This is a genomic window from Cognatishimia sp. WU-CL00825 (assembly GCF_040364665.1).
Taxonomy (GTDB): Bacteria; Pseudomonadota; Alphaproteobacteria; order Rhodobacterales; family Rhodobacteraceae; genus Cognatishimia.
Genome location: NZ_BAABWX010000004.1, coordinates 92,081 through 116,172 on the forward strand (window position 1 = coordinate 92,081; position 24,092 = coordinate 116,172).

Below are 24,092 nucleotides of genomic sequence, written 5' to 3' on the forward strand. Positions count from 1 at the left end.
CTTAGGTTTGCTGCTGCATGCGGGACACATGCGTCCGCAGCTCTTCCGCCTCATAGCGCGCATCTCGCAGGCCTTCCATCGCCGCAGCAAGTTCTGCCTCGGTTTGGCTAAGCTGATTTGAAAGCTCGGCTTCGCGTTGCTGCAAATAGGTTATGGCTTGGTCGCGGGTTTCCTCGGCCTCGTGCAGCTCTTGGCCCATACGCTCCAATTGATCGACATCGGCCTGCGCCACGCGGGTAAAGCGGTGCACCAGCCAATTGGCGAACCAGCCCATGCAGAAGGCGATGAACAGAATAATCGCGGTCGCGACAATGAATTCGATTCTGGACATGCTTGTTTACTCCTGCGCTGCAGATGAGGTATCTGCGGCGTCTTCATTCACCTTATCAGCCTTGTTTTCAAGGCCTTCTTGGTCTGAAACCTCGGAATTTTCAAGGATTTCAGCTTCAGGTTGAATCAAAACAAATTCGATCCGCCGATTGGCCTCGCGCCCAGCTTCGGTCTTATTGTCGGCAATCGGATTTGCTTCGCCATATCCTTGGGCTGTGAAGGCGCTGGTCAGGATACGACGGTCTCTCAGAGCCGCCAAAACAGATTGCGCTCGATTCTGGCTTAGCGCCAAATTCATGGATTCGCGCCCCTGGCTATCGGTATGGCCTTGAATTTCCAAAGGCAGTTCACCGCAAGTGTCCAAAATCTCTGCGATAGCACCGATGATAGGCATTGCCGCAGCATCCAGAGTGCCAGAACCAGGTTCAAAACTGATTTTTACCTCGGATTGTGCGGCTTGAATGCGGGCAACGCAGTCCTCTGGTGTTGGAATATTTGCAAGCGGGTCAAGCCGTTCGTCATAGGCGACGTCTAAAGAAAATTGCTGGGTTTCTCCAAGACGTTTGCTGAGCAACTGACTAATTCTCGCGCCGACATCTTGGTGGCCAGATTTGCCCGAAACCCGAATTTGATCTGCTGTGACGGTGACAGCCCCATGATGTAGGGTTGAGAGCGCATCGAGCCCAGTCATGACCCGGTTGGGCCAACCATTTGGCATCGTTTCAGTTACACGAATAGAATCGTAGATGTTATCGCTGCCAAAGCGAGCCTTGGCATAACTTGCGACCGTGTTCGAGCTGAGGTCACTACCCAGTTTCCCGCGCATTTGCATCAACCCTTCGGGGCTGAGCGTCGCGATGAATTCGGGCAAATCAACTTCCCCATCAGTCTGGACCACCGGCAACACAGCATGCAGAGCAAATACTTCGGGCAGGGATTTTTCTGCTTGCGCAACGGTTTTGTCAAAAAGGGCAGCATCGATGCCTTCTGCGGCAACCAGAGAAATATCTGCATCTGTGATGGTGACCGTTCCACCACCCAGGTTTGTAAGTGCGTTCAATGCGATAACCGATGCATCTGCCCATTTGGGCGACGGAACACCCAGGCCGATTGTGCAGTCTTTGCGGGATGTGAGCCCGGCTTGTTCTGCGGCTTGAAGGATGCGGACTTGTGCCGCCTCGGTATCTGCCGAGCACGCATCAAAACGCAGGTTTCCGTCGTTCAATGTGGCGCGCAGCGTAAAGGGCGTGATCACGGGGCGTGGCGCAAAGATATTGAGTGAGAGGGCCACAGAATCAGGTTTATCGTCGCGCAGCTGTTGCTCGAGATCGAAGCGTTCTTTCGGGCTGTCGGTCATCGCGGTAATCGTGATTTCACCGGCGGTGATCGAAATTTTGGACCGCGGAAGATCTTCGAGCGCCGCCAGGGCGAAATTCATCGCCTGCGGCCAGTTCTTGGGCGTGACATAAGCGGCGGTTTCCATGAAATCCGCCAGTTGTTCCTGGCTGCCAGCAATGCGACGCAGCTTGGTTAGGACCGCGCGGCGGTCACTTGCCTCTGGGATCAAGCCAATCAGGCTGATTCCACTTTCGTTGCGCAGGATTTCGATTGAAAACTTCGGTGGGGCCAAATCAGCTGTGGCCGTAACATTCATATTGTCGATGACCCGCGCCGCATCAACCACGCCCGCCGCCGTTGACATGGCAATAAAGCGCTGGGCTTCCGATGGGGCCGTGCCTGCAATAAAGACGTTGAGACCTTCAGCGTGGGTTTCGGACCAGGTCAGCCCCTGTTTGTCGAGTGCCGCCTGTACAGCTGATTGCGAGCTGTCTTCGATCACGGTGGCTGTTAAGCTGGCTGCAGCAAGGCTGAAAATGGCGGCGAGGCCAAAGGTTGCAGAAACAGTCAAGGTCAAAGGCAAGCGCATTTTGTTCGTCTTTTTAGGTCTGATTAGGGTGTCTGATACGCAATGCGGCCGCTTGGATCAATCAAACGAACAGCGCACAGGCGAAAAACAGCAAAGGAATCAGGCCCGCTTGGCGGTTTGAACGGAAAAGTCGCAGCAAAACATCTTGATCCTCGGTGTTAAGGCTGCGCAATTGCCAAAAAAGATGCCAGCCCATTGCCCATGGGCCGCCCAAAGCTATCACCAAAGACAGAGGGCTGCGGTCAATCGTGGCACCAACCACGGCAACGCCCATCAGGGATACGGTCAGTATCAAAAACCACATCAGCCAACGATGCGTGTTTTCGGCAAACAAGCGTGCTGTTGATTTCACGCCAATTAGCGCGTCATCTTCTGTGTCTTGATGGGCATAGATGGTATCGTAAAATAAGGTCCATGTGATGCCAGACAGGTACAGCACCACAGCTGGCCACTGCAGTTGATTGCTGTGAGCGGTCCAAGCAAGCAATGCCCCCCAGTTAAACGCAATGCCCAAGAAAAATTGTGGCCACCACGTAAAACGCTTTGCAAAAGGGTAGATCAACACGGGGACCAGTGCCACGACTCCCAGGAAAACGGCGTTTGGGTAGAAACTCAGCAATATGAACAGACTCAACAATGCTTGCAGCCCCATCCAGAAAACGGCTGCTTTGACACTTACCTGACCAGAGGGAATGGGCCGGGACTGCGTGCGCGCCACTTGGGCATCATAGTCCCGGTCGGTGATGTCATTCCAAGTGCACCCGGCACCGCGCATCAAAAAGGCACCTGCCGCACAGCCGGCCACGGTCCATGCGTCATGCCAAGTGACGATATTGTCGTTTAGCATCGACAACATCAATCCCATCATGCAGGGCAAAAAAAGCAACCAAGTTCCGATGGGGCGATCTGCCCGGGACAGCCGCAGGTAGGGACGCGACGGGGCTGGGGCCCAAGTGTCGACCCAATTGCCGCGGACCGCGTCGGAAACCTGTCCATGGGGCTCTGGCGTTAGAGGCGTGTCGGCCATATGTAGAACCTTATGAAAGAAGCTAAAGTCAGACTGTATGTAGAGCACCCCTTGGGGGCAGGGCAATCCATTCCATTGGATCGTGACCAAGCACATTATCTTTTTGGGGTGATGCGTTTGGCACTCGGCGACCAGATCCTTGTTTTTAACGGAACAGAAGGAGAGTGGCGGGCCGAGGTCGTTAAGGCCGGAAAACGTGCAGGCATCCTTGCATGTGTTAAACAAACCAAACCGTTGCAAATGCCACCGGATCTTTGGTTGATCTTTGCCCCCATAAAAAAGGCGCGCACAGATTTCATTGTTGAAAAAGCCGCCGAAATGGGCGCAGCGCGCATTCTGCCGGTAACCACTCACTTCACCAATTCGGAACGCATTCGCCAAGATCGTTTGCAAGCCCATGCTGTTGAAGCAGCAGAACAATGCGGCGGAACTTATGTGCCAGAGGTGACGGACCTGCAAAAACTTGATCGATTGTTGGCGGATTGGCCAAAGGATCGCCAGTTGATGTTTTGCGACGAAGCCGAGGTTGGCTCTGCCAAACGATTGGGCACCGTTGCTGGCGAAAAATGGGCGATCCTGATTGGTCCAGAAGGAGGGTTTTCTGACGCTGAGCGAACGCGGCTGCATGCGCATGCGCAAACACATGTTGTCTCGCTTGGTCCGCGCATTTTGCGGGCCGATACAGCATCGGTCGCTGCAATGACATTGTGGCAGCAAGCGCTGGGCGATTGGCAATGATACGCAAGGCGCGGATCGGCGGAGTATTTGTGCCGCATAAAAATCGCAATCGCGGGCTTGCGGGACGCCTGATCCTTTCCCATCTCAATGAACTAAGAAACGAAGGCGTTAAGCGGGCAATTCTTTTTGCCGCCAGCGCGGCCGCGGCGAAGGCTTATGAAAAAATAGGCTTTCAACACATTAGGTTTTATCAGGTTGCTTTGCTGAAAGCGCGCCGGGTCATTGGAGAGATCAAATGAGCTTTATCCGCCCAGAGGCGCGAATATTTTTTCTGAAATGGCGAGAGGTCCTGATCGGGCTGGTCGTGCTTTTGCTTGGTCTTTACTGGGTGTCTGGGTCGGGCATATTGCGCTGGATTGGGGTCGCGGTTGCGATCGGTGGTGGTATTTTAATGTACACAGGTTTGCAGCGCGGACGCTTTATGTCAGAGCGTGGCGGCCCTGGCATTGTGACCGTTGATGAAGGCGAGGTGAGTTACTATGGACCGATTTCAGGCGGTATCGTTTCCATGAGTGACTTGACGTTGCTGACATTGGATCAGGTTTCGGTGCCTCCGGTCTGGGTTTTACATCAAATCGGGCAAGCTGATATTGCCATCCCTGTGAATGCCGAAGGCGCAGAGGCTCTGTTTGATGCCTTTGCCAGTTTACCGGGCATACGCACAGATCATTTGGTCAGCAGCCTAAATGGACGCAGTGCTCAACCTGTCGTGATATGGGCCAAAGAGGCGCTCACCTTGCATTGACACTGCCCCCAATTCGTTACACCAAAGCAAATCAAGCGATAGCCCAATAGGATCGGAGCAAAGCGAATGTCCATCCCTCAGTCCGGCGGCGGACCGATTGAACGTCACGAACAACTGGCCGAATACTTGGCGGATGGCTGCAAGCCCCGCGAAGACTGGCGCATCGGAACCGAGCATGAAAAATTCGGCTTTTGTAAAGATTCACTAAAACCATTGCCCTATGCTGGCGAGCGCTCGATCCAAGCTGTGTTGGAAGGCCTGCGTGATGGCCACGGTTGGGCCCCCGTTCAAGAAGCTGGAAAGCTAATTGGTCTGGAAAAAGATGGTGCAAATGTTTCGTTGGAACCGGGTGGGCAGCTAGAGCTTTCTGGTGCTCCGCTGGTGTCGATCCATGAGACCTGTGATGAGGTAAACGCCCATCTCAAAGATGTGAAAGACATCGCTGACAAAATAGGCGTGAAATTTATTGGTTTGGGGGCCGCCCCGATCTGGAGCCACGAAGAAATGCCCGTAATGCCTAAAGGGCGTTACAAGCTGATGACCGATTACATGGATCGCGTCGGCACCATGGGTAAATCCATGATGTACCGGACCTGCACAGTTCAAGTGAACCTGGATTTCGGATCGGAAGCAGACATGGTGCAAAAACTGCGCGTTGCTTTGGCCTTGCAGCCAGTGGCGACAGCTTTGTTTGCAAACTCTCCGTTCTTTGATGGCAAGCCAAATGGTCACAAATCTTGGCGCTCGCGCGTATGGCGGGATTTGGACAATGCCCGCACAGGCATGTTGCCTTTTGTTTTCGAAGACGGATTCGGGTTTGAACGTTGGGCCGAATACGCCTTGGACGTGCCCATGTATTTTGTCTATCGCGACGGCAAGTACATTGATGCATTGGGACAAAGTTTCCGCGATTTCCTGGTTGGAAAACTTCCGGCGCTACCAGGGGAAACGCCAACACTAAGCGATTGGGCGGACCATTTGACCACCGCTTTCCCCGAAGCGCGCATCAAGAAATTCATGGAAATGCGCGGCGCAGACGGAGGCCCATGGCGCCGCCTTTGCGCTTTGCCGGCCTTTTGGGTTGGATTGATGTATGACCAATCGTCTTTGGATGCGGCCTGGGATCTTGTGAAAGACTGGGATGCTGACACCCGTGAAGCCCTGCGCGTTGCAGCGTCTGAAAAAGGTTTGCAGGGGCAGGTTGGCAAGATCGACATGCACGAGCTTGCAGGTCAAGTTGTTGCAATCTCTGAGGCGGGTTTGAAGAGCCGAGCGATGCCAGGTGCTGGCGGTTTGGTGCCGGATGAGACCCACTTTTTGAACGCTTTGAAAGAGAGCCTCGAAACCGGAAAAACACCCGCTGATGAGTTGCTTGAGCACTATCACGGGGACTGGAACGGTGATTTGACGCGAATTTATGGCGACTACAGCTATTGAGCTGAATAAGTTTCAAATTGGGCGGCGCATTTCTGCGCCTTCCTTTTTAGTTTAACAACTCGTCGGGCGAAACATTCTCGATGTCACCCCAGTTGTTATCCGCTTTCTCGATAAAGCCGGGGATGTCCGTGTTCCAGCGCTCCTGAATATCTTGCGAGATATTCAGGAACAATTCCCCGTCTACAACGCGCCAAAGCGTTGGGTCTCCGTCAAACTTGAAGCCCATCGCCGCTCCAAAGGCACAATAACCTCCATATTGGGGCAGATATGCCTCTGGGTTGGCTTCAAATGTTGCCTTATGTTCTTCTGATGCAAAGCGATAGGTGGCTTCGTTATAGGTCGACGTAATCTGCCAGTTTCCTGGGCTTGCCTTGTTTTCTGTAAAATATGCGACAGGGTCATAGCCTTGAAGCGCAAGTCCGGTGGAGGAAGCGTTAAGCTCTACGCCAGCAGCAAAAGCTGTGCCAACGAAAGTCGAGGCAAGCAAAGCGCCCCCAAACAGGGATTTAAGTTTAGTCATGATTTTACCTTTTAGTTTGTTTGGGTCTACCGGCAAAAACTTCCGTTAGACCAAATTTGCGAAGGGCCGTAATTGCGACCCTCTAAAAGCAATATCGCGACGCAGCTGTTCACATTCAAAACAACAAGATTTGAGTGTGCAGCAGCGCAGAACGCCTGTGACTTGACGAAGGTTAATCTAACTTGCGCTGTGACTGCCTATAGCGAAAAGGCCGCTATTTTTGCCCGATCTTGGGTTCAGTGCCTGTTCGCAACCGCGCAACGTTCTCTTTGTGGCGCCAGAACACCAAAAGTGTCACCGCGATGCCAAGCAGGAAAACTTGACCAAACCCAAGCAGTACAACCCAAAAAGTCGTGGAGGCGGCCGAAACGAGTGCCGAAAGCGAAGAGATGCGCCCGATCAAGGCTGTGAGCAGCCAGGTCAAGCAGCACGCAATCCCAACAGGCCAGGCCAGCGCGAGCATCAGCCCCAAGAAGGTCGCAACACCCTTGCCGCCTTTGAATTTCAACCAGATAGGAAAGCAGTGACCCAAAAACGCCAGCAAGCCAGCCACCTGTGCGGCATCTTCGCCCGCCAGAAGTCGGGCGATTAGAACGGCAATTGCGCCTTTGCCACCATCCAACAATAGCGTTGCAGCAGCGGCGGGTTTTGACCCGGTGCGCAGCACATTTGTCGTGCCAATATTGCCAGAGCCAATTTCGCGCAGATTGCCAAGTCCAAATACCCGGGTGATGACAATGCCAAAGGGAATAGAACCAAATAAATACCCAATCAGGCCCCAAATCATGAGCGCGAAAATCCCGGTTTCCAGTGCAGGCATCAGTTTCTCCGGTAGACGGCCTCTCCGGCCACATAAGTTGCCAGCACCTTACCCTGCATACGCTGGCCGTCAAACGGCGTATTCTTAGATTTTGAGTGCAGTTTAAAACGGTCCAACACAAAGGGCGCGTCTGGATCAAACAGCACAAGATCTGCAGGCGCACCTTCGCAAAGGCGACCGCTGGGCAAGCCAAGTCTTGTGGCTGGGTTGAGCGCCATGGCGCGAAACAATTCCGCTAATGTCAGTTGCTCGGCGTGATAAAGACGCAGCGCCGCAGGCAGCAAGGTCTCAAGCGCCACTGCACCCGATGCAGCCTCCTCAAATGGCAGACGTTTGCTTTCTTCATCCTGGGGCGTGTGCATAGAGCTGATGATGTCGATCAAGCCGGACTTTACGGCCTCGACCATCGCCAGACGATCGGTTTCGCTGCGCAATGGGGGTTTAACCTTAAAGAAGGTTCGGTAATCTGCCACGTCCAATTCGTTCAACGTCAAATGGTGGATTGAGGTGCCTGCGGTGACGTCAAATCCGTTCGCTTTTGCGCGCTCCAACGCGGGCAACGCGCGCGTAGTTGTGATTTGGTCGGCATGGTATTTTACACCGGTCATTTCGACCATTGCGATATCACGATCAAGTCCCATGCGTTCCGCCATGGGAGAAACCGCAGGCAACCCCCGCAGGCTGGCAAATTTGCCTGATGTTGTAGCCGCGCCCTTGCTCAATACGGGTTCCTGAGGATGTGCAATAACCAAGGCCCCCAAACTGCGCGCATAGATCAAGGCGCGCGCATAGACTTTGGTGTCCGTGACAACGTGATCACAATCGGTAAAGGCGACGGCCCCAGCATCCAGCAAAAAGCCAAATTCAGTCATCTCGCGGCCAGCGCGATCTTTTGTAAGGGCTGCCATCGGCACAACGTTTACTGGGGCCGCTTCGTTGGCCCGCCGTGTCGCAAATTCCAACGTTTCCGGGCTGTCGATGGTTGGGGTGGTGTCCGGCCGTGTGACAATTGTTGTGACGCCGCCAGCCGCCGCCGCGCGTCCCGCGGATTTATAGCTTTCTTTGTGGCGCTCGCCCGGCTCGCAGACTTTCACACCCAAATCGACAATGCCTGGCGCAAGGCATTTGCCCTGACAATCCACAACTTTATCAGCCTTATGGGTGGTAATCTCGCTGCCTTGGGCGATGATAACGCCGTTCTCGACGATCAGGCTGCCCATAGATTCTGTTTTGGTTTCCGGATCAATCAGGCGGGCATTGGTGAAAAGAAGACTCATTGCGCTGCGGGTCCTTTTTTGGCCATGGCCTGATCTACCATCGTGCAAGGGACATGCAATTTTGACGCCATAAGGTCAACCAATTCTATGTTCTGCTTCACAAAAACAACACCCAAATCAACAGCGCCAGCACGATAAGTAAGCCCGGTAGTAGCAGCACAGCTTTGACAACGGAAAAATGCGCATTGCTTGGCGGCGTAGCCAGATTTGCAGGCTCGGTGGCGGACTTGTTAGGCAAAGGTTCAAAAGTCACATTATGGGTCTCTTCTTCAAACATCTCTATGAGTTGCACCGCTGGGTGCAGCGTCAAATGCACCTCCTGTTGTTCGAATGCTCGGGAATATAAAATCAAGACGATGTCCTGGACCTGATCTAACAGGGCGCGGTGCTCAGAGATCGTCGCTTCAGAAACCCCGGCCCCCTGAACCAGATAATTTGCAAGCCCGAGCCCTTCTAAATCGGCAATGTTGAATATCTCTGCATAGCCTGCGTCGATCCAGTCCAACCCAACCAGTGTTGCTATCGCCGCCGCGGTGGGGGGCATATCTCTCTGGGGGTTTTGGATACGGTCAAGTTCCGCCTCTGTGATCTCGACCGTGAACAGGCGTATACGCCCGGTTTCCAATTCAGAGACATGGAATACATCGTCAGACATTTAGATCCCCTTTTGCCTCGGCAACCGCCAACTTAAGCTTCGCTTGAATGGTCCTGACGGGCCCAACATAGCGCAGAACGGTCACGCGCCCATCTTTCGTGGTTAGCCGCAGTGCCCACCACATCCATCGGCGACACCGCACAACATCAGTAAGGTTGATCCATGCCTGCCCGCTGTCTTCATCAGGGTTTTGAAACCAAAGGCGCTGATTTGTCAAAATCCAACGGTCGCGCCGGCGTTGCCGCCATTCTTCGAAATCGCCGAATACAAAGGCATAAAACAAAGCGGCAATCAGACCTCCAACCAGCGCCAGCAATAGCCCAAACCCAAGTTGAGGAATGCCCAAAAAAGCGATGGCGGTCAAAAACGCGACCCAAAGTGTGCGCTGAAGGAACAATCCAAGTTTTGGCTGGTAGGTCGCAACAAGGCGTTCGTCAGGCGAAAGATCAACCTCGGGATGGTCAATGCTATCGTCTGCTTGCGCCATGCTGAGTTATCCACCGACCCAAATCATCAGCCCGACAATCGCAAACATCACCAAAAGCGCGATGGTTGCCACACGGCCACTCATTTTCGGGTCTTTAGGATCTTCCATATCAAACCTCTATAGGCGCGTTTTTGCGCAATTCACGTTGGTTGCGCGCCAAAAGGTCCATGGCTGCCATACGCACCGCGACACCCATTTCGACCTGTTCCTGGATCACTGATCGGTTGATGTCATCCGCAATATCGCCATCAATTTCCACACCCCGGTTCATCGGCCCCGGGTGCATGACAATCGCGTCGTTCTTGGCATGGCTCAACTTTTGCGCATCCAACCCGTATCGGTGGTAATACTCGCGCTCTGACGGAATAAATCCGCCATCCATGCGCTCGCGTTGCAGGCGCAGCATCATCACAACATCCACATCCTTCAGACCCTCGGCCATGTCTTCATAGACCTCAACACCAAATTCGCTGATCTGGCTGGGCATCAGGGTTGGAGGCCCCACAAGTCGCACGCGGTTTTCCATTTTTCCAAGCAAGATCAGGTTAGAGCGTGCCACACGGCTATGGGCGATGTCACCACATATTGCGATATTCAGACGATGCAACCTGCCTTTGGCGCGGCGGATTGTCAGGGCGTCCAGCAATGCTTGTGTGGGGTGCTCGTGCTTGCCATCGCCGGCATTGAGCACAGCGCAATTGACCTTTTGAGCCAAAAGATCCACGGCACCGGAATGAGGGTGACGCACCACCAAAAGATCGGGATGCATCGCGTTAAGCGTCAGGGCCGTGTCAATCAGGGTTTCGCCCTTTTTGATCGAGCTGGCCTGCATCGCCATATTCATAACGTCTGCGCCCAATCGTTTGCCGGCAATCTCAAAACTCGCCTGGGTGCGGGTGGAGTTTTCAAAAAACATATTGATTTGTGTCAGGCCCAAAAGCGCTTCTGAATGCTTCATATCGCGTCGGTTCAGATCGACATATTGATCTGCCAGATCAAGGATTGATGTTATTTCCTCGGGTCGAAGATGTTCGATACCCAGAAGATGCTTTTGACGAAACGCCATTGCGAAGCTCCTTGTCTGATCTTTGCTGCTTATAGAAAGCCGCTGAGCCTGCTGCAAGCCGCCTCTGGCCTTGTGCTTGACGAAAATACCCCCGCCGGAGGCATCAGCACGCGCAAATCAGATCAGGCGATTTGTTTGGTTTTCCCGACGCGGTCCACAGGGTAGGGTGCTGCTATGGAATCGGCACTCGACTATCAAACGGCACGCGCCATGCTGGAATGGCAAATTGAACTCGGCGCGACCGAGGCCATTCTGGATTCGCCGGTCAATCGCTATGAGGCTGTGCAAAAACCTGCACCAACCAAACCAGCGACTGCTGCGCCTGTGCCAGAGCCACAGATCGATCCCGTTGCCATTGCAAAAACGGCCGCTGCGGCGGCCAACGACTTACAAAGCCTTAAAACAGCAACGGCGCATTTTGATCATTGCAGTTTAAAGCGCGGCGCTCGCTCTTTGGTTTTTGCGGACGGGCAAGATTGCGGGCGGGTGATGATTATTGGCGAGGCACCAGATCGCGAAGAAGATCGCAGCGGCACACCCTTTGTGGGCCAAGCCGGTCGGTTATTGGATCGCATGTTGGCGGCCATTGGTCTGGATCGCAATGCGCAAGAGCCTGACAAAGCTGTGTACCTGACAAATATTTTACCTTGGCGACCACCACAAAGTCGTGATGCGTCGGCCCATGAAATCGCCATGATGCGCCCCTTTGTGCAGCGCCATGTTGCATTGGTTAATCCCGATATCCTTATTTTAATGGGCAATAGTGCCTGCCACAGCGTGCTTGAAAAACGGGGCATTAACCGTCTGAGGGGCGTTTGGACAGAAGCCTACGGAAAGCCGACGTTGCCGATGCTGCATCCCGAGACTTTACTGCGCACACCAGTCGCCAAGCGCGAAGCCTGGTCGGATTTGCTCAAGATCAAGGCCCGCCTTGCAGCGATCACCTAGGAAAAAGCAATGGACCTTTATTTGTTACTCGCATTTGTGCCTGCAGCTTTGGCGCTGAATTTGACACCGGGTGCGGATATGATGTTTTGCCTTGGGCAGGGCTTGCGCTCTGGCGTCAAGCCAGCGGTAGCCGCAAGTGCGGGTATATCAGCCGGGGCACTGGTACATATGACGCTTGGCGGTCTTGGTTTGGGGGCGCTGGTAGCCACCTTGCCGTGGGTCTTTGATCTGATCCGCTGGATTGGCGTCGGTTATTTGATGTGGCTTGCCTATGCGGCTCTGCGGAGCAGTGTGGTTGCCAATAAAACAAAGGCCTTATCGGCCAAACGAGCGTTTGTTCAGGGGTTTATTGTTAACCTCAGTAACCCCAAAGTGATCTTATTTGTGCTGGCGTTTGTTCCGCAATTTGTTGACCCAACGCGTGGCAGTGTTTTGCTGCAATTTTGGATGTTTGGCGGAATCATCGCGTTAGGAGGATTTGTGATCAATGGCCTCGTCGGTATCTTTGCCAGTAGCATCGGCCAGGCTTTGCTTGGATCTCCAAAATACGCCAAAGGTCTTGGATATATAACCGCAGCTATTTTTGCTTCGCTGGCTGCGCGACTTGCAATATTAGAAAGATCTTAGAATGGCAAAGATAGACGAATCCCGACCCTTCATCGCAGTGAAAATAGCTATTTTGACGGTCAGCGATACCCGTGGTCTGGATCAAGACAAAAGTGGCGACACATTGGTAGCGCGGCTTGAAAAGGCAGGGCATATTCTGGCAGCGCGTACGATTTTGCAGGACGAGCGCGACCAGATTTCCAGCCAATTGCGCACATGGTGTGCAGATGAAAACATCGATGTCATTATCTCGACCGGTGGGACTGGCCTGACGGGCAGAGACGTCACCGTGGAAGCCCACCGAGATGTCTATGAAAAAGAGATCGAGGCCTTTGCGACGGCTTTTACGGTCATTTCAATGCAAAAGATTGGCACCTCTGCTGTGCAGAGCCGCGCCACTGGCGGAGTTGCACAGGGAACTTATCTATTTGCTCTGCCCGGCAGCACTGGGGCCTGCAAAGACGCCTGGGATGACATTTTAAGATATCAGTTGGACTACCGACACATGCCCTGCAACTTTGTGGAAATAATGCCGCGCCTTGACGAGCATCTAAAGCGCACCAAAAACTAATAGACCAAAAAAGATCAATTTTTTGCGACGGAATGGCGAATGCCATACGTTTAATGTGTCACGCCCTTGGAAATTGCGCGTATTCGGCACAGGTTAGTGGCAAGGCTTCGGGTCTCTCAGAGGAAATTGTATGCGCTTTTTAAGGCAAAGCATGATTGGATTATTTTTGATTGCCGTGACTGCGGGGTTATTGGTGGTTGCCATGGGCTTGGTTTCAGGCGCTGTGGAGGAACGTGTCAACAAAGAGCCACGTATTCCCCAAAAGCGCGAAAGAATTTTTACGGTCAATGTTGTGGCCGCGACGCCGACCGAAATCACGCCCGAAATAGCGGTGTTTGGAGAAGTCCAAAGCCAGCGCACCCTTGATCTGCGCAGCTCGACCGGAGGTGTACTCCGCTATATCAGCGACGATTTCCGCGAAGGCGGGCAAGTCCGCGCGGGGGATCTTTTGGCGCAGATTGACACTTCTGACGCGGAAGATGCGCTGGCCCGTGCCGAAACTGAGTTGCAGTCGGCATTGGATGAAAAACGCGAAACAGAGCAGGCTTTGGTGTTGGCTCAGGATGAAAAAACCTCGGCTGACGACCAAGTGGGCCTTAGAGAGCGCGCATTGGTTCGGCAGAAAGATCTGGCTGAACGGGGTGTTGGAACCGCGGCATCGGTCGAGACCGCCGAATTGAACCTTTCCACGGCGCAGCAGCAGGTCTTGTCACGCAGGCAGTCGCTTGCCCAGGCCGAGGCCAGCATAGGCCAAGCGGATACCCGTGTTGCCCGTGCAAATATCGCATTGGCCGAAGCCAAGCGTGACTTGGACGATCTTCAGATAATTGCCGAATTTGATGGCACGTTGGCTGAGGTATCGGCGGTTCAGGGCGGATTGGTTTCCGCCAACGAGCGTCTGGCGCAATTGATTGATCCAAGCGCGCTAGAAGTGGCATTTCGGGTGTCGACGGCGCAATACGCGCGACTGTTAACCGCCCAAGGCAATCTGCGCCCGGCAGAGGTGAAAGTTGCCTTGAACGCCACTGGTGTAGCATTGCTTGCAGACGGTGTGATCAGCCGCGATAGCGCCGCCGTTGGCGAAGGCCAAACCGGCCGGCTGGTCTTTGCGACGCTGACGAAAGCGCCTGGCCTGAAGCCTGGCGATTTCGTCAGCGTTGCTGTGCGTGAACAACCGCTGCGTGGCGTGGTGCGCTTGCCCTCTGCTGCACTAGATCCCCAAGGGCGGGTTCTGGTGGTTGGTGACCAGGATCGACTAGAGGCCATTTCAGTAGATTTATTGCGGCGCCAAGGAGATCAGGTTTTGTTGCGCGCAGGCGACTTGAACGGGCGGCTGGCTGTGACGCAATTGACGCCATTGTTGGGGGCGGGCATTCGCGTGAAGCCTGTTCTGGATGGGGCTGATAAGGATAAGACCAATCTGACCGCCACCGAACCTGCGGAACCAACGCCTGATCTGTTGGAATTGTCCGAAGAACGTCGTGCCAAACTTATGGCGTTTGTCCAAAACAATCAACGCATGCCCGCCGAGCGCAAAGAAACCATTTTGAACCAGTTGTCGCAGCCCAAGGTTCCAGCTGGGGTTGTTCAGCGACTTGAACAGCGGATGGGGGGATAAGCAATGGCGCGGCGCATGGGGGCATCTACGCAAGGACTTTTATCCTACTTTACTCGGCATGGAACAGCCGCAAACCTTTTGTTGGTTGTGCTTGTCGTGGCTGGATTGTCAGCGGCACCGCAAATGCGGGCACAATTCTTTCCGGATGTTATTGTTGATAATGTCAGCGTCTCAGTCGGTTGGGATGGGGCAGGGGCCGAGGATGTTGACGCAGCGATTGTCCAAGTGCTTGAACCGGTTCTTTTGGCAGTCGAAGGGGTCGCGTCGACGGAAGCCAGTTCGTCTGAAGGATCGGCGCGGATCACCATGGACTTTGAGCCAGGTTGGGATATGGCGCGCGCTACTGACGAAGTGCAAACCGCGATTGATGCGGTGACCACGCTGCCCGAAGATGCTGATGATCCGCGTGTCAGACGTGGCGCTTGGCGAGATCGGGTGACAGATGTGGTTCTGACGGGGCCTTTGGCCCCAGAACAATTGGGGCGGTTTGCCGATGAATTTGTCGTGCGCCTGTTTGCCGAAGGTGTCACCCGTGCCACGCTTCGCGGAGTGGCCTCTCCCAGTACTATCGTCGAAGTGCCCTCGGTCAATTTGATTACACATGACGTGACCATGGCGCAAATTGCAGCTGCGATTGGCCAGGAAGTGGCCGCAGATCCGGCGGGTGACGTGGCCGGTGCCAATACCCGCGTGCGCACAGGGGTTGCAAAGCGCAGTGCAGATCAGGTTGCCGGTATTATACTGCGGTCAAACCCAGATGGGTCCGCGTTGACGGTCGGCGATGTCGCCACGGTTGTCGTTGAAAGCGCCAATAGAAATCGCAGCTATTATGTTGGTGAAAACGCCGCAATTTCTGTGCGTATTGATCGTTCGGCCAAAGGGGATGCAATTGGCATTCAAAAGACCGTCGAAGACGTTGCGCAAGACTTGCAGGCAACGTTGCCCGAAGGGGTGCGCATCAATCTGATCCGCACCCGCGCCGAAGCGATCAGTGGGCGTCTTGATCTGTTGTTGGACAACGGGTTGATGGGGCTAAGCCTTGTGCTGGCGCTGCTATTCTTGTTTTTGAATGCACGCATTGCGTTTTGGGTGGCCGCCGGTATTCCAGTGGCGATGTGTGCAGCCATTGCTTTGATGTATGCTGCGGGCCTGACGTTGAATATGATTTCACTGTTTGGGCTGATCATCACATTGGGTATCGTGGTTGATGATGCAATTGTCGTCGGTGAACACGCCGATATGCGGGCGCGCCGCCTTGGTGAAACGCCAGTGGTCGCGGCTGAAACCGCTGCAAAACGCATGGCCCTGCCAGTGTTTTCAGCAACCCTTACTACAGTCATTGCCTTTTTTGGTCTAACGGCGATCAGCGGCCGGTTTCGCGACTTGATCATTGACATACCATTCACGGTCATCGTGGTTTTGATCGCCTCATTGGTTGAATGTTTCTTAATACTGCCCAATCACATGCGCCACGCTTTGGCCCATACCGCAAAAAACCATTGGTATGATTGGCCCAGCCGGGTTGTGAACCGTGGCTTCCGCTGGTTTCGCGACGTAATTTTTCGCCGCATTATGGCGCTGGTGGTTTGGGCGCGGTATCCGGTGTTGGCGGGCACAGTTTTGCTTTTGGCATCCCAGGCCAGCCTATTCATCACAGGCGATGTAAAATGGCGCTTCTTTAACGCACCCGAGCAAGGTTCCGTCACCGGTAACTTTATTATGTCCGCAGATGCGACTCGGGCCGACAGCCTAGAAATGATGCAAGAATTACAACGCGCCACCGAAGCCTTAGGCGCGGATTACGCGGCAAGATATGACGGAGTAAATCCGCTTGCCTTTGTCATGGCCGAAGTTGGCGGCAACAGCGGACGTGGAGTGGCCGGGGCTGATAGCCGCACGCCTGATCAACTTGGCGGCATTGCCATTGAACTGATTGATGCCGACCTGCGCCCCTATTCCAGCTTTGCCTTTGTGGGCGAGCTGCAAGACCTTGTGGCAAAACACCCACTGGCCGAGACGGTCAGCTTTCGCGGCTGGCGCTCAGGCCCAGGTGGGGATGCACTGGATGTTCAATTTTTTGGATCGAATGCGGAAACGCTAAAAGAAGCCTCAGAGGCCCTAAAGGACGCATTGCTGCCTTACCCAGAGGTGTCAGCGGTCGAAGATAGCCTGCCCTTTGACAAAGAAGAAGTCATATTAGAGCTCACTCCGCAGGGGCAATCTCTTGGGTTTTCCATAGATACTTTGGGGCGTGTACTGCGCAATCGGTTGAATGGTGTCGAGGCCGCGACCTATCCTTCTGGCCCCAGAACTGCAGTTATTCGTGTCGAACTACCCGAAGGTGAGTTGACCGCTGATTTTCTGGAACGATCAATGATGCGGTCTCCGGATGGAATATATGTGCCCTTGGCAGATCTGGTCAGTGTTGACAGGCGCAGCGGTTTTTCGACTGTAAGGCGTGAAAACGGCATTCGCGTGGTCTCGGTCACTGGCGATATATCCGAAGATGATCCAGCCCGCGCAGCCGAGATAGAGCAACGGCTGCAAGAGGAAATATTGCCCGAGATTGCCAGCATACATCAGGTCGAATGGCGTTTGGCTGGCCTGTCAGAGCAAGAAGACAGTTTCCTGCAAGATGCGCGCAATGGTCTCATACTTTGTCTGGCTGGCATCTATCTCGTGCTTGCCTGGGTCTTCGCGAGCTGGACCAGACCAATGGTTGTTATGGCAATCATTCCCTTTGGCTTGGTTGGCACAATTTATGGCCATAATTATCACGGCGTACCATTGTCGATGTTTACCGTGGTTGGGTTGCTGGGCATGACGGGAATTATCATCAACGATTCAATTGTTCTGGTGACTACGATTGATGAATACGCAGAAGAACGTGGATTGATGCCGTCCATAATTGAAGGGACAGCCGACCGATTACGACCTGTGATGTTGACCACTCTAACCACGGTTCTGGGCCTAACACCGTTGCTGTTTGAACGCAGCCAGCAAGCGCAGTTCCTAAAGCCAACCGTGATAACGCTGGTTTATGGGTTGGGCTTTGGCATGCTGCTTGTTTTGTTGGTTGTGCCTGCGCTGCTGGCAACACAGCAAGATATTGCGCGACAAGTCACCGCGGTCCGCCGCGCCGCACGGTCCAATGCGCTGAAGGGCGTGGTTCTGCCAGTTGCATTGATTTCTGCCGCATGGCTTACAATCACTCTTGGTTGGCAGGCGGTCACAGGGTCAATTCACCCTGTTTTACAAAGTTACCTGCCTGCAGCCTTGACCTTTGACAGCACATTCATGGTGTTTGGCATGTTTGCTGCAGGTGCCGCTGCGCTGGCTTTTTTGGGGTATGTGATCGCTGCGGTCGCCGTGCAATTAAGGCGACGTGCCTAGTCAGCCGGCTTGGCATCCGTGAATATCAACCGCATAGTTTTGCCCTAAGACGGTAAACCGCAAAGCGTCGCGGCTCAGCAAGAAGGGCTGATCTTCAACGTGATAAACGTCGCTAGAAACAGATAAAGTTGCCCCGCGGCGATTGGCGTCTGCCTGCGCAACCCACAGCTCAGGGTTATCTGTTTCGATAACCGCAAATTCCCGTCCACCCGCGCTGGGCATTTGAATATCGGCTGATACTGAAAGCCCTTCTGGGTTGGCTGAAATCTTGCAGGCCACCCGCTGGACGCCTGCTTCTTGCGCAGAATAGGGGCGTTCGGCGAGTGCCGCCGCGATCATCGGGTCTATCTTGGTGTTTTCTTCAGGGAGCCGTGCTTTGATTCGCAGGGTCTCGGGCACGCAAATCTCTTTGCACACGCCAATATCTAATCGCGCGTTAAGGCTGATATCTCTTCCGGCGCGTGTAGGGGCCACAATCAAAGGAACGACGACTTCTTGCAGGTATCCCAGCGACTGCAAACCATTTTGGTCAAACACAGTTGGCGTCGGCCAGATAACTTCGATCTGCTGCATATTGCGGGACCCAGCCCATCGCAGCTGAGGCGGTATGCCACCGTCACCGGGCGCGCGCCAATAAGTTTTCCAACCCTCTTTTAGAACCATGCGCACCGCTGCAACATGGCTTCCGTCCGCCTGACGCCACCCCGGCAACAGTTCTGCGGTTATGGCGTCTTCATAATTTTGCGCCCGCACAGATTGTCCAGAGCCAAAAATGAGCGGGGCAGCCAAGAGTGCCAATATGCAAGGTTTTATCATACCCCACAAATGCGCGATCATTTGGTAAATGCCAACTCACATTCCGGCGAGCGATTGTGACGAAAGCTCGTAATCTTGGCGTCAGGGCTTGCGTTCGAGGGCCTGAGGCCTAACATTGTGAGGGTAAGTGGTTGCAGATAAGGCAGGAATTCATTTGATAGAAACAACCGACGGTTTGGATCTGACAGGCAAGTTGCTTATTGCAATGCCAGGCATGAGTGACCCACGGTTTGCCCATTCGATCGTTTTGCTCTGTGCCCATAGCGAAGATGGTGCCATGGGGCTGATCTTGAACAAGCCGATGGGCGACATGCGCTTTTCTAATTTGCTGGAACAGCTTTCTATAGAGGAAACACCCGACAGCCGACAGATGGCTCTGCATTTTGGTGGCCCGGTCGAAGGTGGGCGCGGGTTTGTGCTGCATTCGGCGGACTACGCGTCGCAAATCTCTTCGCTGCTCGTCGACAAAAACTTTGCGATGACGGCAACCATAGATGTTATCGAAGATCTTGCCGCGGGTGGTGGACCCGTAAAAGCGCTTATGGCTCTTGGATATAGCGGTTGGGGTCCCAATCAGTTGGAAGAAGAAATTGCAGCAAACGGATGGCTGATTTGTGATGCCTCTCTTGAGCTTGTCTTTGATTTACGCGACGAGGCAAAATGGGAAGCAGCGCTTAATTCCTTGGGGATTGACCCCTTGACGCTTTCGGCCAGTGCGGGGCGGGCATAGCCAACATCAATCGCGTGGGGCAGCAGCGCGCCTAAGGCGATCATTGATTGCCAAACCCAATCCGTTTTCCGGAATAGGCGATACTGCGATCCCCGCAGCGTTTTGCGCATCAAGCGCATGGAGATGATGAAACAGATTTGCTGCCGCTTCGCGCAGATCCCCTGCATGCGAAAGATTGAGATCACAATCGACCGGGCCAAAACCCAAAAGCAATTCCCCCCTTTGCGCTGCTTCAGCGTTTAACCTGACGCGGGCACCTGGGGCATAATGCGATGTCATTTGACCAGGCGCGGTCAAGGGATCCTGACTGTTGTGCAGGTTAAGTGCCTCGCCCAAAGCGGCCTCTAACGCTTCTCGAGGCATGCCCCCTGGACGCAGCAAAGCGGGGGCATCAGCCAGGCCCACAATCGTGCTTTCAAGCCCTACATCACAGGCCCCGCCGTCAACGATGGCATCAATTTTGCCACCCAGACCGGCCGTTACATGCATAGCGTCGGTTGGGCTTATTTTGCCCGAAGGGTTGGCGGATGGCGCGGCGATTGGGCCATCAAAACGCTCTAATAGGCTTTTGGCGATTGGGTGTGCCGGCACGCGCACCGCAAGCGTTGGCAATTCTGCGGTGACGAGGGGGGAAAGGCCGGAATTCGGCTTGATCGGTAGCACCAGGGTCAGAGGGCCGGGCCAAAAGGCAGCGGCCAAGCGGTCTGCCGCATCTGACCACTGCACATAGCGCTGTGCAGATAGCACGCTTTGGACATGTACAATCAATGGGTTGAAGTGTGGACGGCCTTTGGCCTCAAATACCTTTGCCACAGCCAAATCATTGCGCGCGTCAGCACCAAGCCCATAAACCGTTTCCGTAGGGAACGCGACAAGGCCACCCTGCTGCCAAATGGCGGCGGCGCTTTCAAACCCTGCTGAATTGGCAGGTAAAATTTCGGTCGTTAGGTCAGTCATGGTATGACGCTGCGTTATGATAGCGCGTTCTCGTCGCATATTTAAGGTAATGGCGAAAGAGACATAATAAACTAAGTTTACATTGCCAACCGCCAAGGGTCGATCTTATGCCATATCAAGCACCGCTCGCTGACTTTCAGTATATCTATGAAAACGTTTTGGATTTGTCACAAGTGATAGATACTGAAACGTTTTCCGAACTAGATGCTGAAACCGTCAGCGCGATTTTGGGCGAGGCGGGCCGCTTGGCAGAAGATGTATTGCACCCCACAAATCGAAACGGCGACTTGGATCCAGCAAAATTAGAAAATGGCAAGCTGCGTAGCTCTCCGGGGTTTGCGGCAGCTTTTCAAGCAATTGCAGAAGGTGGTTGGGTCTCGACATCGGCCAGCCCAGAACACGGCGGCATGGGCTTGCCTCTTTCGATTTCTACAGCAGTCAACGAAATGATGGCGGCGGGCAACTTGGCGTTGCAGCTTAATCCCTTGCTGACCCAAGGACATATCGAAGCATTGGAAGTGCATGCGACAGATGACATCAAAGACATTTACCTGCCAAAGCTGATTTCTGGCGCCTGGTCTGGCACGATGAACCTAACAGAACCTCAAGCAGGTTCGGATGTTGGTGCCTTGTCTACAAAAGCAGAGCGAAATGAAGATGGCTCTTATGCGATCACGGGACAAAAGATATTCATCACTTGGGGCGACACGGATTTTACGGAAAACGTCTGTCATCTGGTGTTGGCGCGCTTGCCAGATGGTGGCAAGGGAACCAAAGGAATCAGCCTTTTTGTGGTGCCACGTAATATTCCCGATGCGAATGGCGAGCCAGGTGTCGCCAATACGCTTAAGGTGGTCAGCTTAGAGCACAAGTTAGGTATTCATGGTTCGCCCACAGCCGTGATGCAATATGACAAGGCAACTGGCTGGCTGGTCGGTCAGGAACACGATGGCATGAAATGCATGTTCACCATGATGAACAATGCGCGCCTTGGGGTCGGTGCCCAGGGGGTTGGCGTTGCAGAGGCCGCTTATCAACACGCCTTGTTTTATGCACTTGAACGCAAACAGGGCCGCACGCCTGTGAAGGGTCAAGGCACCATCATTGATCACGCAGACGTTCGCCGAATGTTGGCAACAATGAAGTCCGAGACCTTTGCGGCGCGTGCCCTCGCACTGGAATGTGCCATTGCGCTGGATATGGGCAAAGCCGCAGATAGTGCTGACTGGAAATCCAGAGCTGCTTTCCTGACACCAATCGCCAAATCTTTTGGAACAGATGTCGGCATCAAGGTGGCCGAGCTGGGCGTGCAAGTGCATGGTGGCATGGGGTTTATTGAAGAAACCGGTGCGGCACAGTATTCACGCGATGTGCGTATTACCTCAATTTACGAAGGCACAAATGGCATTCAGGCAATGGATTTGGTCGCCCGCAAAATGATGGACGATGGCGATGCAGCCTATGCTCTCTTAGAAGAAATAGAGAGTTTTGCAGAAAGCGCTCGAGCAGTCCGCCCCCGCATGGCCGAAGATGTCTGGAGCGCGACAGAGACATTACGCGAAGCCACCGAATGGATGGTTGGGCAAAAAGACTTTAACCAACGTTTCGCTGGTTGTGTGCCCTATTTGAATGGGTTTGCACGCATTTTGGGCGCGCATTATCATCTCAAGGCGGCCTGTGCCGAAGGCCATGATGGCCCGCGCACGCGTTTGGCGCGTTTTTATATCAACCGTTTGTTGCCGGAACACACAGGATTGCTGGCGCACGCCATGCAAGGCGCAGCGGATCTCTATGCCATCTCTGTCGATGATTTGAGCATTTGATGGGCAGCGCAACTATTCGATATCCATGGCAAGATCCACCTGCCGAAGGAACCGCGATTGAGGTCGCTCCTGGCGTATTATGGATGCGTTTACCCCTGCCGATGGCGCTAGATCATGTCAACGTTTATGCGCTTGATGACGGCGACAGCTGGACCATCATTGACACCGGCTTTTCGTCACGCCGCACACGCGCCATCTGGCACAAATTGATGCAGGGGCCACTGGCAGGCAAGCCGATCGGCCGTGTCGTCGTGACCCATCACCATCCTGATCACGTCGGGCTTGCTGGTTGGTTTCAAACGGAATTTGGTGCCAGGCTCTGGACAACACGCACAGCCTGGTTGTTTGCGCGTATGTTGCAGCTTGATGAACAGGCGGTGCCGCGGCAGGAAACCTTGGATTTTTATCTGTCAGCGGGCATGGATGAGGCAGTTTTCCAACAGCGAAAGTCAGAGCGGCCGTTTAATTTTGCCGACGTCGTCTATCCCATGCCCCTGGGTTTTAAGCGGATCAAGCAAGACGACGTGATTCGGATCGGTGGGCGGAATTGGGACGTTCACATGGGCAATGGCCACGCCCCGGAACACCTGACGCTGTGGTCACGCGATGACAATCTCGTGATTTCAGGCGACCAAATTCTCCCTTCGATCAGTTCTAACATTGGCGTCTATGCCACCGAGCCTGAAGCAGATCCGGTGGCTGATTGGATGGAGGCCTGCGCACGGCTAGAGACACTTGCACACCCGGATCAATTGGTGCTTGGAGGGCACAAATTGCCCTTTACTGGCTTACCCACCCGCATGCGGCAGTTGATTGACAATCATCATGGCGCGCTCAGTCGTCTTAGTGCACATCTTGACCAACCGCGCACGGCCGGAGAGTGTTTTCCGCCGCTCTTTAAACGCAGCATCGGCGCGGGCGAATATGGGCTCGCTTTGGTGGAAGCGATTGCTCATCTCAATCATCTGTACCATCTTGGTGACATCAGCCGGACCCGCCGTGATGATGGCGCTTGGATATGGCACAAAAAAGGATGACCGATGGGCGACGAGATCAAAACCTCCGCAGAAGTTGAAGAAGCGGCAGCATTGCCGCGGCGCTATGAGGTCGACACCACCTCTGAAGGTGCTGGCAAAACCGACCTGCCAGCCTGTGTTGATACAAAGCCTGTGCAACAGAAAAGCCCAGCCGAATGGGCTTATGAACGCCTGATCCTTTATATTCAGAATTTTGAGCAACAACTCGACAACACCCACGAGGTCGCAATGGGATTTACCGGTGGCGACGCGGGGGTGCTGCGCATCGAGGGGATGGGCTTTTTTGATCCGGATATCGTCACGTTCTACGGTTCTGACACTGGCGGGGCCAAAACCCAACTGGTGCAGCATGTCAGCCAACTAAATGTAATGCTGCGCGCCCTGCCAAAACCAAGAGAAGCCAAAGAACCCGTGCGTATTGGTTTTCGACTGGCCAAAGATCTGGAAGACAAAGCAAAGTGATAGCTTGCACATCAAAGCGCGCAATGGTGCTTTGATTTTCTTGCTTACCTGTGTAAATTTGCAGCAACTAAAGTCAGATTGGCGTGGTGACAGTGTGCTTAA

At 53.9% G+C, this 24,092-nt stretch carries 24 protein-coding genes; 13 read left to right on the forward strand and 11 right to left on the reverse strand.

The window, feature by feature from the left end; genetic code table 11:
- Position 1 precedes the first annotated feature (1 nt).
- From ABXG94_RS13905 to ubiA, 3 genes are all read right to left on the reverse strand, one after another.
- Positions 2-331 (reverse strand): hypothetical protein, encoded by a 330-nt coding sequence (locus tag ABXG94_RS13905; protein ID WP_353535154.1) that lies wholly within the window; start codon positions 329-331, stop codon positions 2-4.
- Between the two features lie 6 nt (positions 332-337).
- On the reverse strand, positions 338-2,257 hold the full coding sequence (locus ABXG94_RS13910; protein WP_353535156.1) for an OmpA family protein: 1,920 nt from the start codon (positions 2,255-2,257) through the stop codon (positions 338-340).
- A gap of 61 nt (positions 2,258-2,318) precedes the next feature.
- Positions 2,319-3,284 (reverse strand): 4-hydroxybenzoate octaprenyltransferase, encoded by a 966-nt coding sequence (gene ubiA / locus ABXG94_RS13915; RefSeq protein ID WP_353535158.1) that lies wholly within the window; start codon positions 3,282-3,284, stop codon positions 2,319-2,321.
- A gap of 12 nt (positions 3,285-3,296) precedes the next feature.
- Between ubiA and ABXG94_RS13920 the strand changes: the two genes are divergently transcribed.
- From ABXG94_RS13920 to ABXG94_RS13935, 4 genes are all read left to right on the forward strand, one after another.
- Positions 3,297-4,022 carry a 16S rRNA (uracil(1498)-N(3))-methyltransferase gene (locus tag ABXG94_RS13920; protein WP_353535159.1) on the forward strand — a complete coding sequence of 242 codons (726 nt, stop codon included), beginning with the start codon at positions 3,297-3,299 and terminating at the stop codon, positions 4,020-4,022.
- Positions 4,019-4,261: a GNAT family N-acetyltransferase gene (locus tag ABXG94_RS13925; protein WP_353535161.1), complete on the forward strand. Its 243-nt coding sequence runs from the start codon at positions 4,019-4,021 to the stop codon at positions 4,259-4,261. The genes ABXG94_RS13920 and ABXG94_RS13925 overlap by 4 nt, the downstream gene beginning before the upstream one ends.
- Complete coding sequence (locus ABXG94_RS13930) at positions 4,258-4,767, forward strand: hypothetical protein (RefSeq protein ID WP_353535164.1); 510 nt, start codon at positions 4,258-4,260, stop codon at positions 4,765-4,767. The genes ABXG94_RS13925 and ABXG94_RS13930 overlap by 4 nt, the downstream gene beginning before the upstream one ends.
- 66 nt (positions 4,768-4,833) lie before the next feature.
- Positions 4,834-6,204, forward strand: a complete 1,371-nt coding sequence (locus ABXG94_RS13935) for a glutamate--cysteine ligase (protein ID WP_353535166.1) — start codon at positions 4,834-4,836, stop codon at positions 6,202-6,204.
- 46 nt (positions 6,205-6,250) lie between these two features.
- Here the strand turns inward: ABXG94_RS13935 and ABXG94_RS13940 are convergent, their stop codons facing one another.
- The 6 genes from ABXG94_RS13940 to ABXG94_RS13965 form a co-directional block, all read right to left on the reverse strand.
- Positions 6,251-6,724 carry a YHS domain-containing (seleno)protein gene (locus ABXG94_RS13940; protein WP_353535169.1) on the reverse strand — a complete coding sequence of 158 codons (474 nt, stop codon included), beginning with the start codon at positions 6,722-6,724 and terminating at the stop codon, positions 6,251-6,253.
- A gap of 214 nt (positions 6,725-6,938) precedes the next feature.
- Positions 6,939-7,544, reverse strand: coding sequence for a glycerol-3-phosphate 1-O-acyltransferase PlsY (plsY, locus tag ABXG94_RS13945; RefSeq protein ID WP_353535171.1), 606 nt, complete (start codon positions 7,542-7,544; stop codon positions 6,939-6,941).
- On the reverse strand, positions 7,544-8,821 hold the full coding sequence (gene pyrC, locus ABXG94_RS13950; RefSeq protein ID WP_353535173.1) for a dihydroorotase: 1,278 nt from the start codon (positions 8,819-8,821) through the stop codon (positions 7,544-7,546). Before pyrC ends, plsY begins: the two co-directional genes overlap by 1 nt.
- Positions 8,822-8,918: 97 nt before the next feature.
- Entirely contained in the window at positions 8,919-9,476 is a 558-nt protein-coding gene (locus tag ABXG94_RS13955; RefSeq protein ID WP_353535175.1) for a hypothetical protein, read from the reverse strand.
- Positions 9,469-9,963 (reverse strand): hypothetical protein, encoded by a 495-nt coding sequence (locus tag ABXG94_RS13960; protein WP_353535177.1) that lies wholly within the window; start codon positions 9,961-9,963, stop codon positions 9,469-9,471. The genes ABXG94_RS13955 and ABXG94_RS13960 overlap by 8 nt, the downstream gene beginning before the upstream one ends.
- A gap of 109 nt (positions 9,964-10,072) precedes the next feature.
- Positions 10,073-11,029 (reverse strand): aspartate carbamoyltransferase catalytic subunit, encoded by a 957-nt coding sequence (locus ABXG94_RS13965; protein WP_353535179.1) that lies wholly within the window; start codon positions 11,027-11,029, stop codon positions 10,073-10,075.
- 174 nt (positions 11,030-11,203) lie between these two features.
- Between ABXG94_RS13965 and ABXG94_RS13970 the strand changes: the two genes are divergently transcribed.
- The 5 genes from ABXG94_RS13970 (at position 11,204) to ABXG94_RS13990 (ending at position 18,165) form a co-directional block, all read left to right on the forward strand.
- Complete coding sequence (locus ABXG94_RS13970; protein ID WP_353535182.1) at positions 11,204-11,977, forward strand: uracil-DNA glycosylase; 774 nt, start codon at positions 11,204-11,206, stop codon at positions 11,975-11,977.
- 9 nt (positions 11,978-11,986) lie between these two features.
- Positions 11,987-12,604, forward strand: a complete 618-nt coding sequence (locus ABXG94_RS13975; RefSeq protein ID WP_353535184.1) for a LysE family translocator — start codon at positions 11,987-11,989, stop codon at positions 12,602-12,604.
- Position 12,605: 1 nt separating this feature from the next.
- A complete protein-coding gene (gene moaB, locus ABXG94_RS13980) occupies positions 12,606-13,154 on the forward strand; it encodes a molybdenum cofactor biosynthesis protein B (protein ID WP_353535186.1) in 549 nt (182 codons plus the stop codon).
- Between the two features lie 151 nt (positions 13,155-13,305).
- On the forward strand, positions 13,306-14,772 hold the full coding sequence (locus tag ABXG94_RS13985) for an efflux RND transporter periplasmic adaptor subunit (RefSeq protein WP_502901710.1): 1,467 nt from the start codon (positions 13,306-13,308) through the stop codon (positions 14,770-14,772).
- Between the two features lie 3 nt (positions 14,773-14,775).
- Entirely contained in the window at positions 14,776-18,165 is a 3,390-nt protein-coding gene (locus ABXG94_RS13990; RefSeq protein ID WP_353535188.1) for an efflux RND transporter permease subunit, read from the forward strand.
- On the opposite strand, the gene ABXG94_RS13995 is transcribed toward ABXG94_RS13990, so the two are convergent.
- Positions 18,166-18,918, reverse strand: coding sequence for a protein-disulfide reductase DsbD domain-containing protein (locus ABXG94_RS13995; protein WP_353535190.1), 753 nt, complete (start codon positions 18,916-18,918; stop codon positions 18,166-18,168).
- Positions 18,919-19,135: 217 nt separating this feature from the next.
- Between ABXG94_RS13995 and ABXG94_RS14000 the strand changes: the two genes are divergently transcribed.
- Entirely contained in the window at positions 19,136-19,711 is a 576-nt protein-coding gene (locus tag ABXG94_RS14000; protein WP_353535193.1) for a YqgE/AlgH family protein, read from the forward strand.
- A 6-nt stretch (positions 19,712-19,717) separates the two neighbouring features.
- Here the strand turns inward: ABXG94_RS14000 and ABXG94_RS14005 are convergent, their stop codons facing one another.
- Positions 19,718-20,668 carry an L-threonylcarbamoyladenylate synthase gene (locus ABXG94_RS14005; RefSeq protein ID WP_353535195.1) on the reverse strand — a complete coding sequence of 317 codons (951 nt, stop codon included), beginning with the start codon at positions 20,666-20,668 and terminating at the stop codon, positions 19,718-19,720.
- 107 nt (positions 20,669-20,775) lie between these two features.
- On the opposite strand from ABXG94_RS14005, the gene ABXG94_RS14010 reads away from it, so the two are divergent.
- The 3 genes from ABXG94_RS14010 to ABXG94_RS14020 are packed head-to-tail and all read left to right on the forward strand — an operon-like array spanning position 20,776 to position 23,990.
- On the forward strand, positions 20,776-22,491 hold the full coding sequence (locus tag ABXG94_RS14010; RefSeq protein WP_353535198.1) for an acyl-CoA dehydrogenase family protein: 1,716 nt from the start codon (positions 20,776-20,778) through the stop codon (positions 22,489-22,491).
- The gene (locus ABXG94_RS14015; RefSeq protein WP_353535200.1) at positions 22,491-23,528 is read left to right on the forward strand and encodes an MBL fold metallo-hydrolase; all 1,038 of its coding nucleotides are present in this window, start codon (positions 22,491-22,493) and stop codon (positions 23,526-23,528) included. Before ABXG94_RS14010 ends, ABXG94_RS14015 begins: the two co-directional genes overlap by 1 nt.
- Positions 23,529-23,531: 3 nt before the next feature.
- Positions 23,532-23,990 (forward strand): DUF6173 family protein, encoded by a 459-nt coding sequence (locus ABXG94_RS14020; RefSeq protein ID WP_353535201.1) that lies wholly within the window; start codon positions 23,532-23,534, stop codon positions 23,988-23,990.
- Positions 23,991-24,092 lie beyond the last annotated feature (102 nt).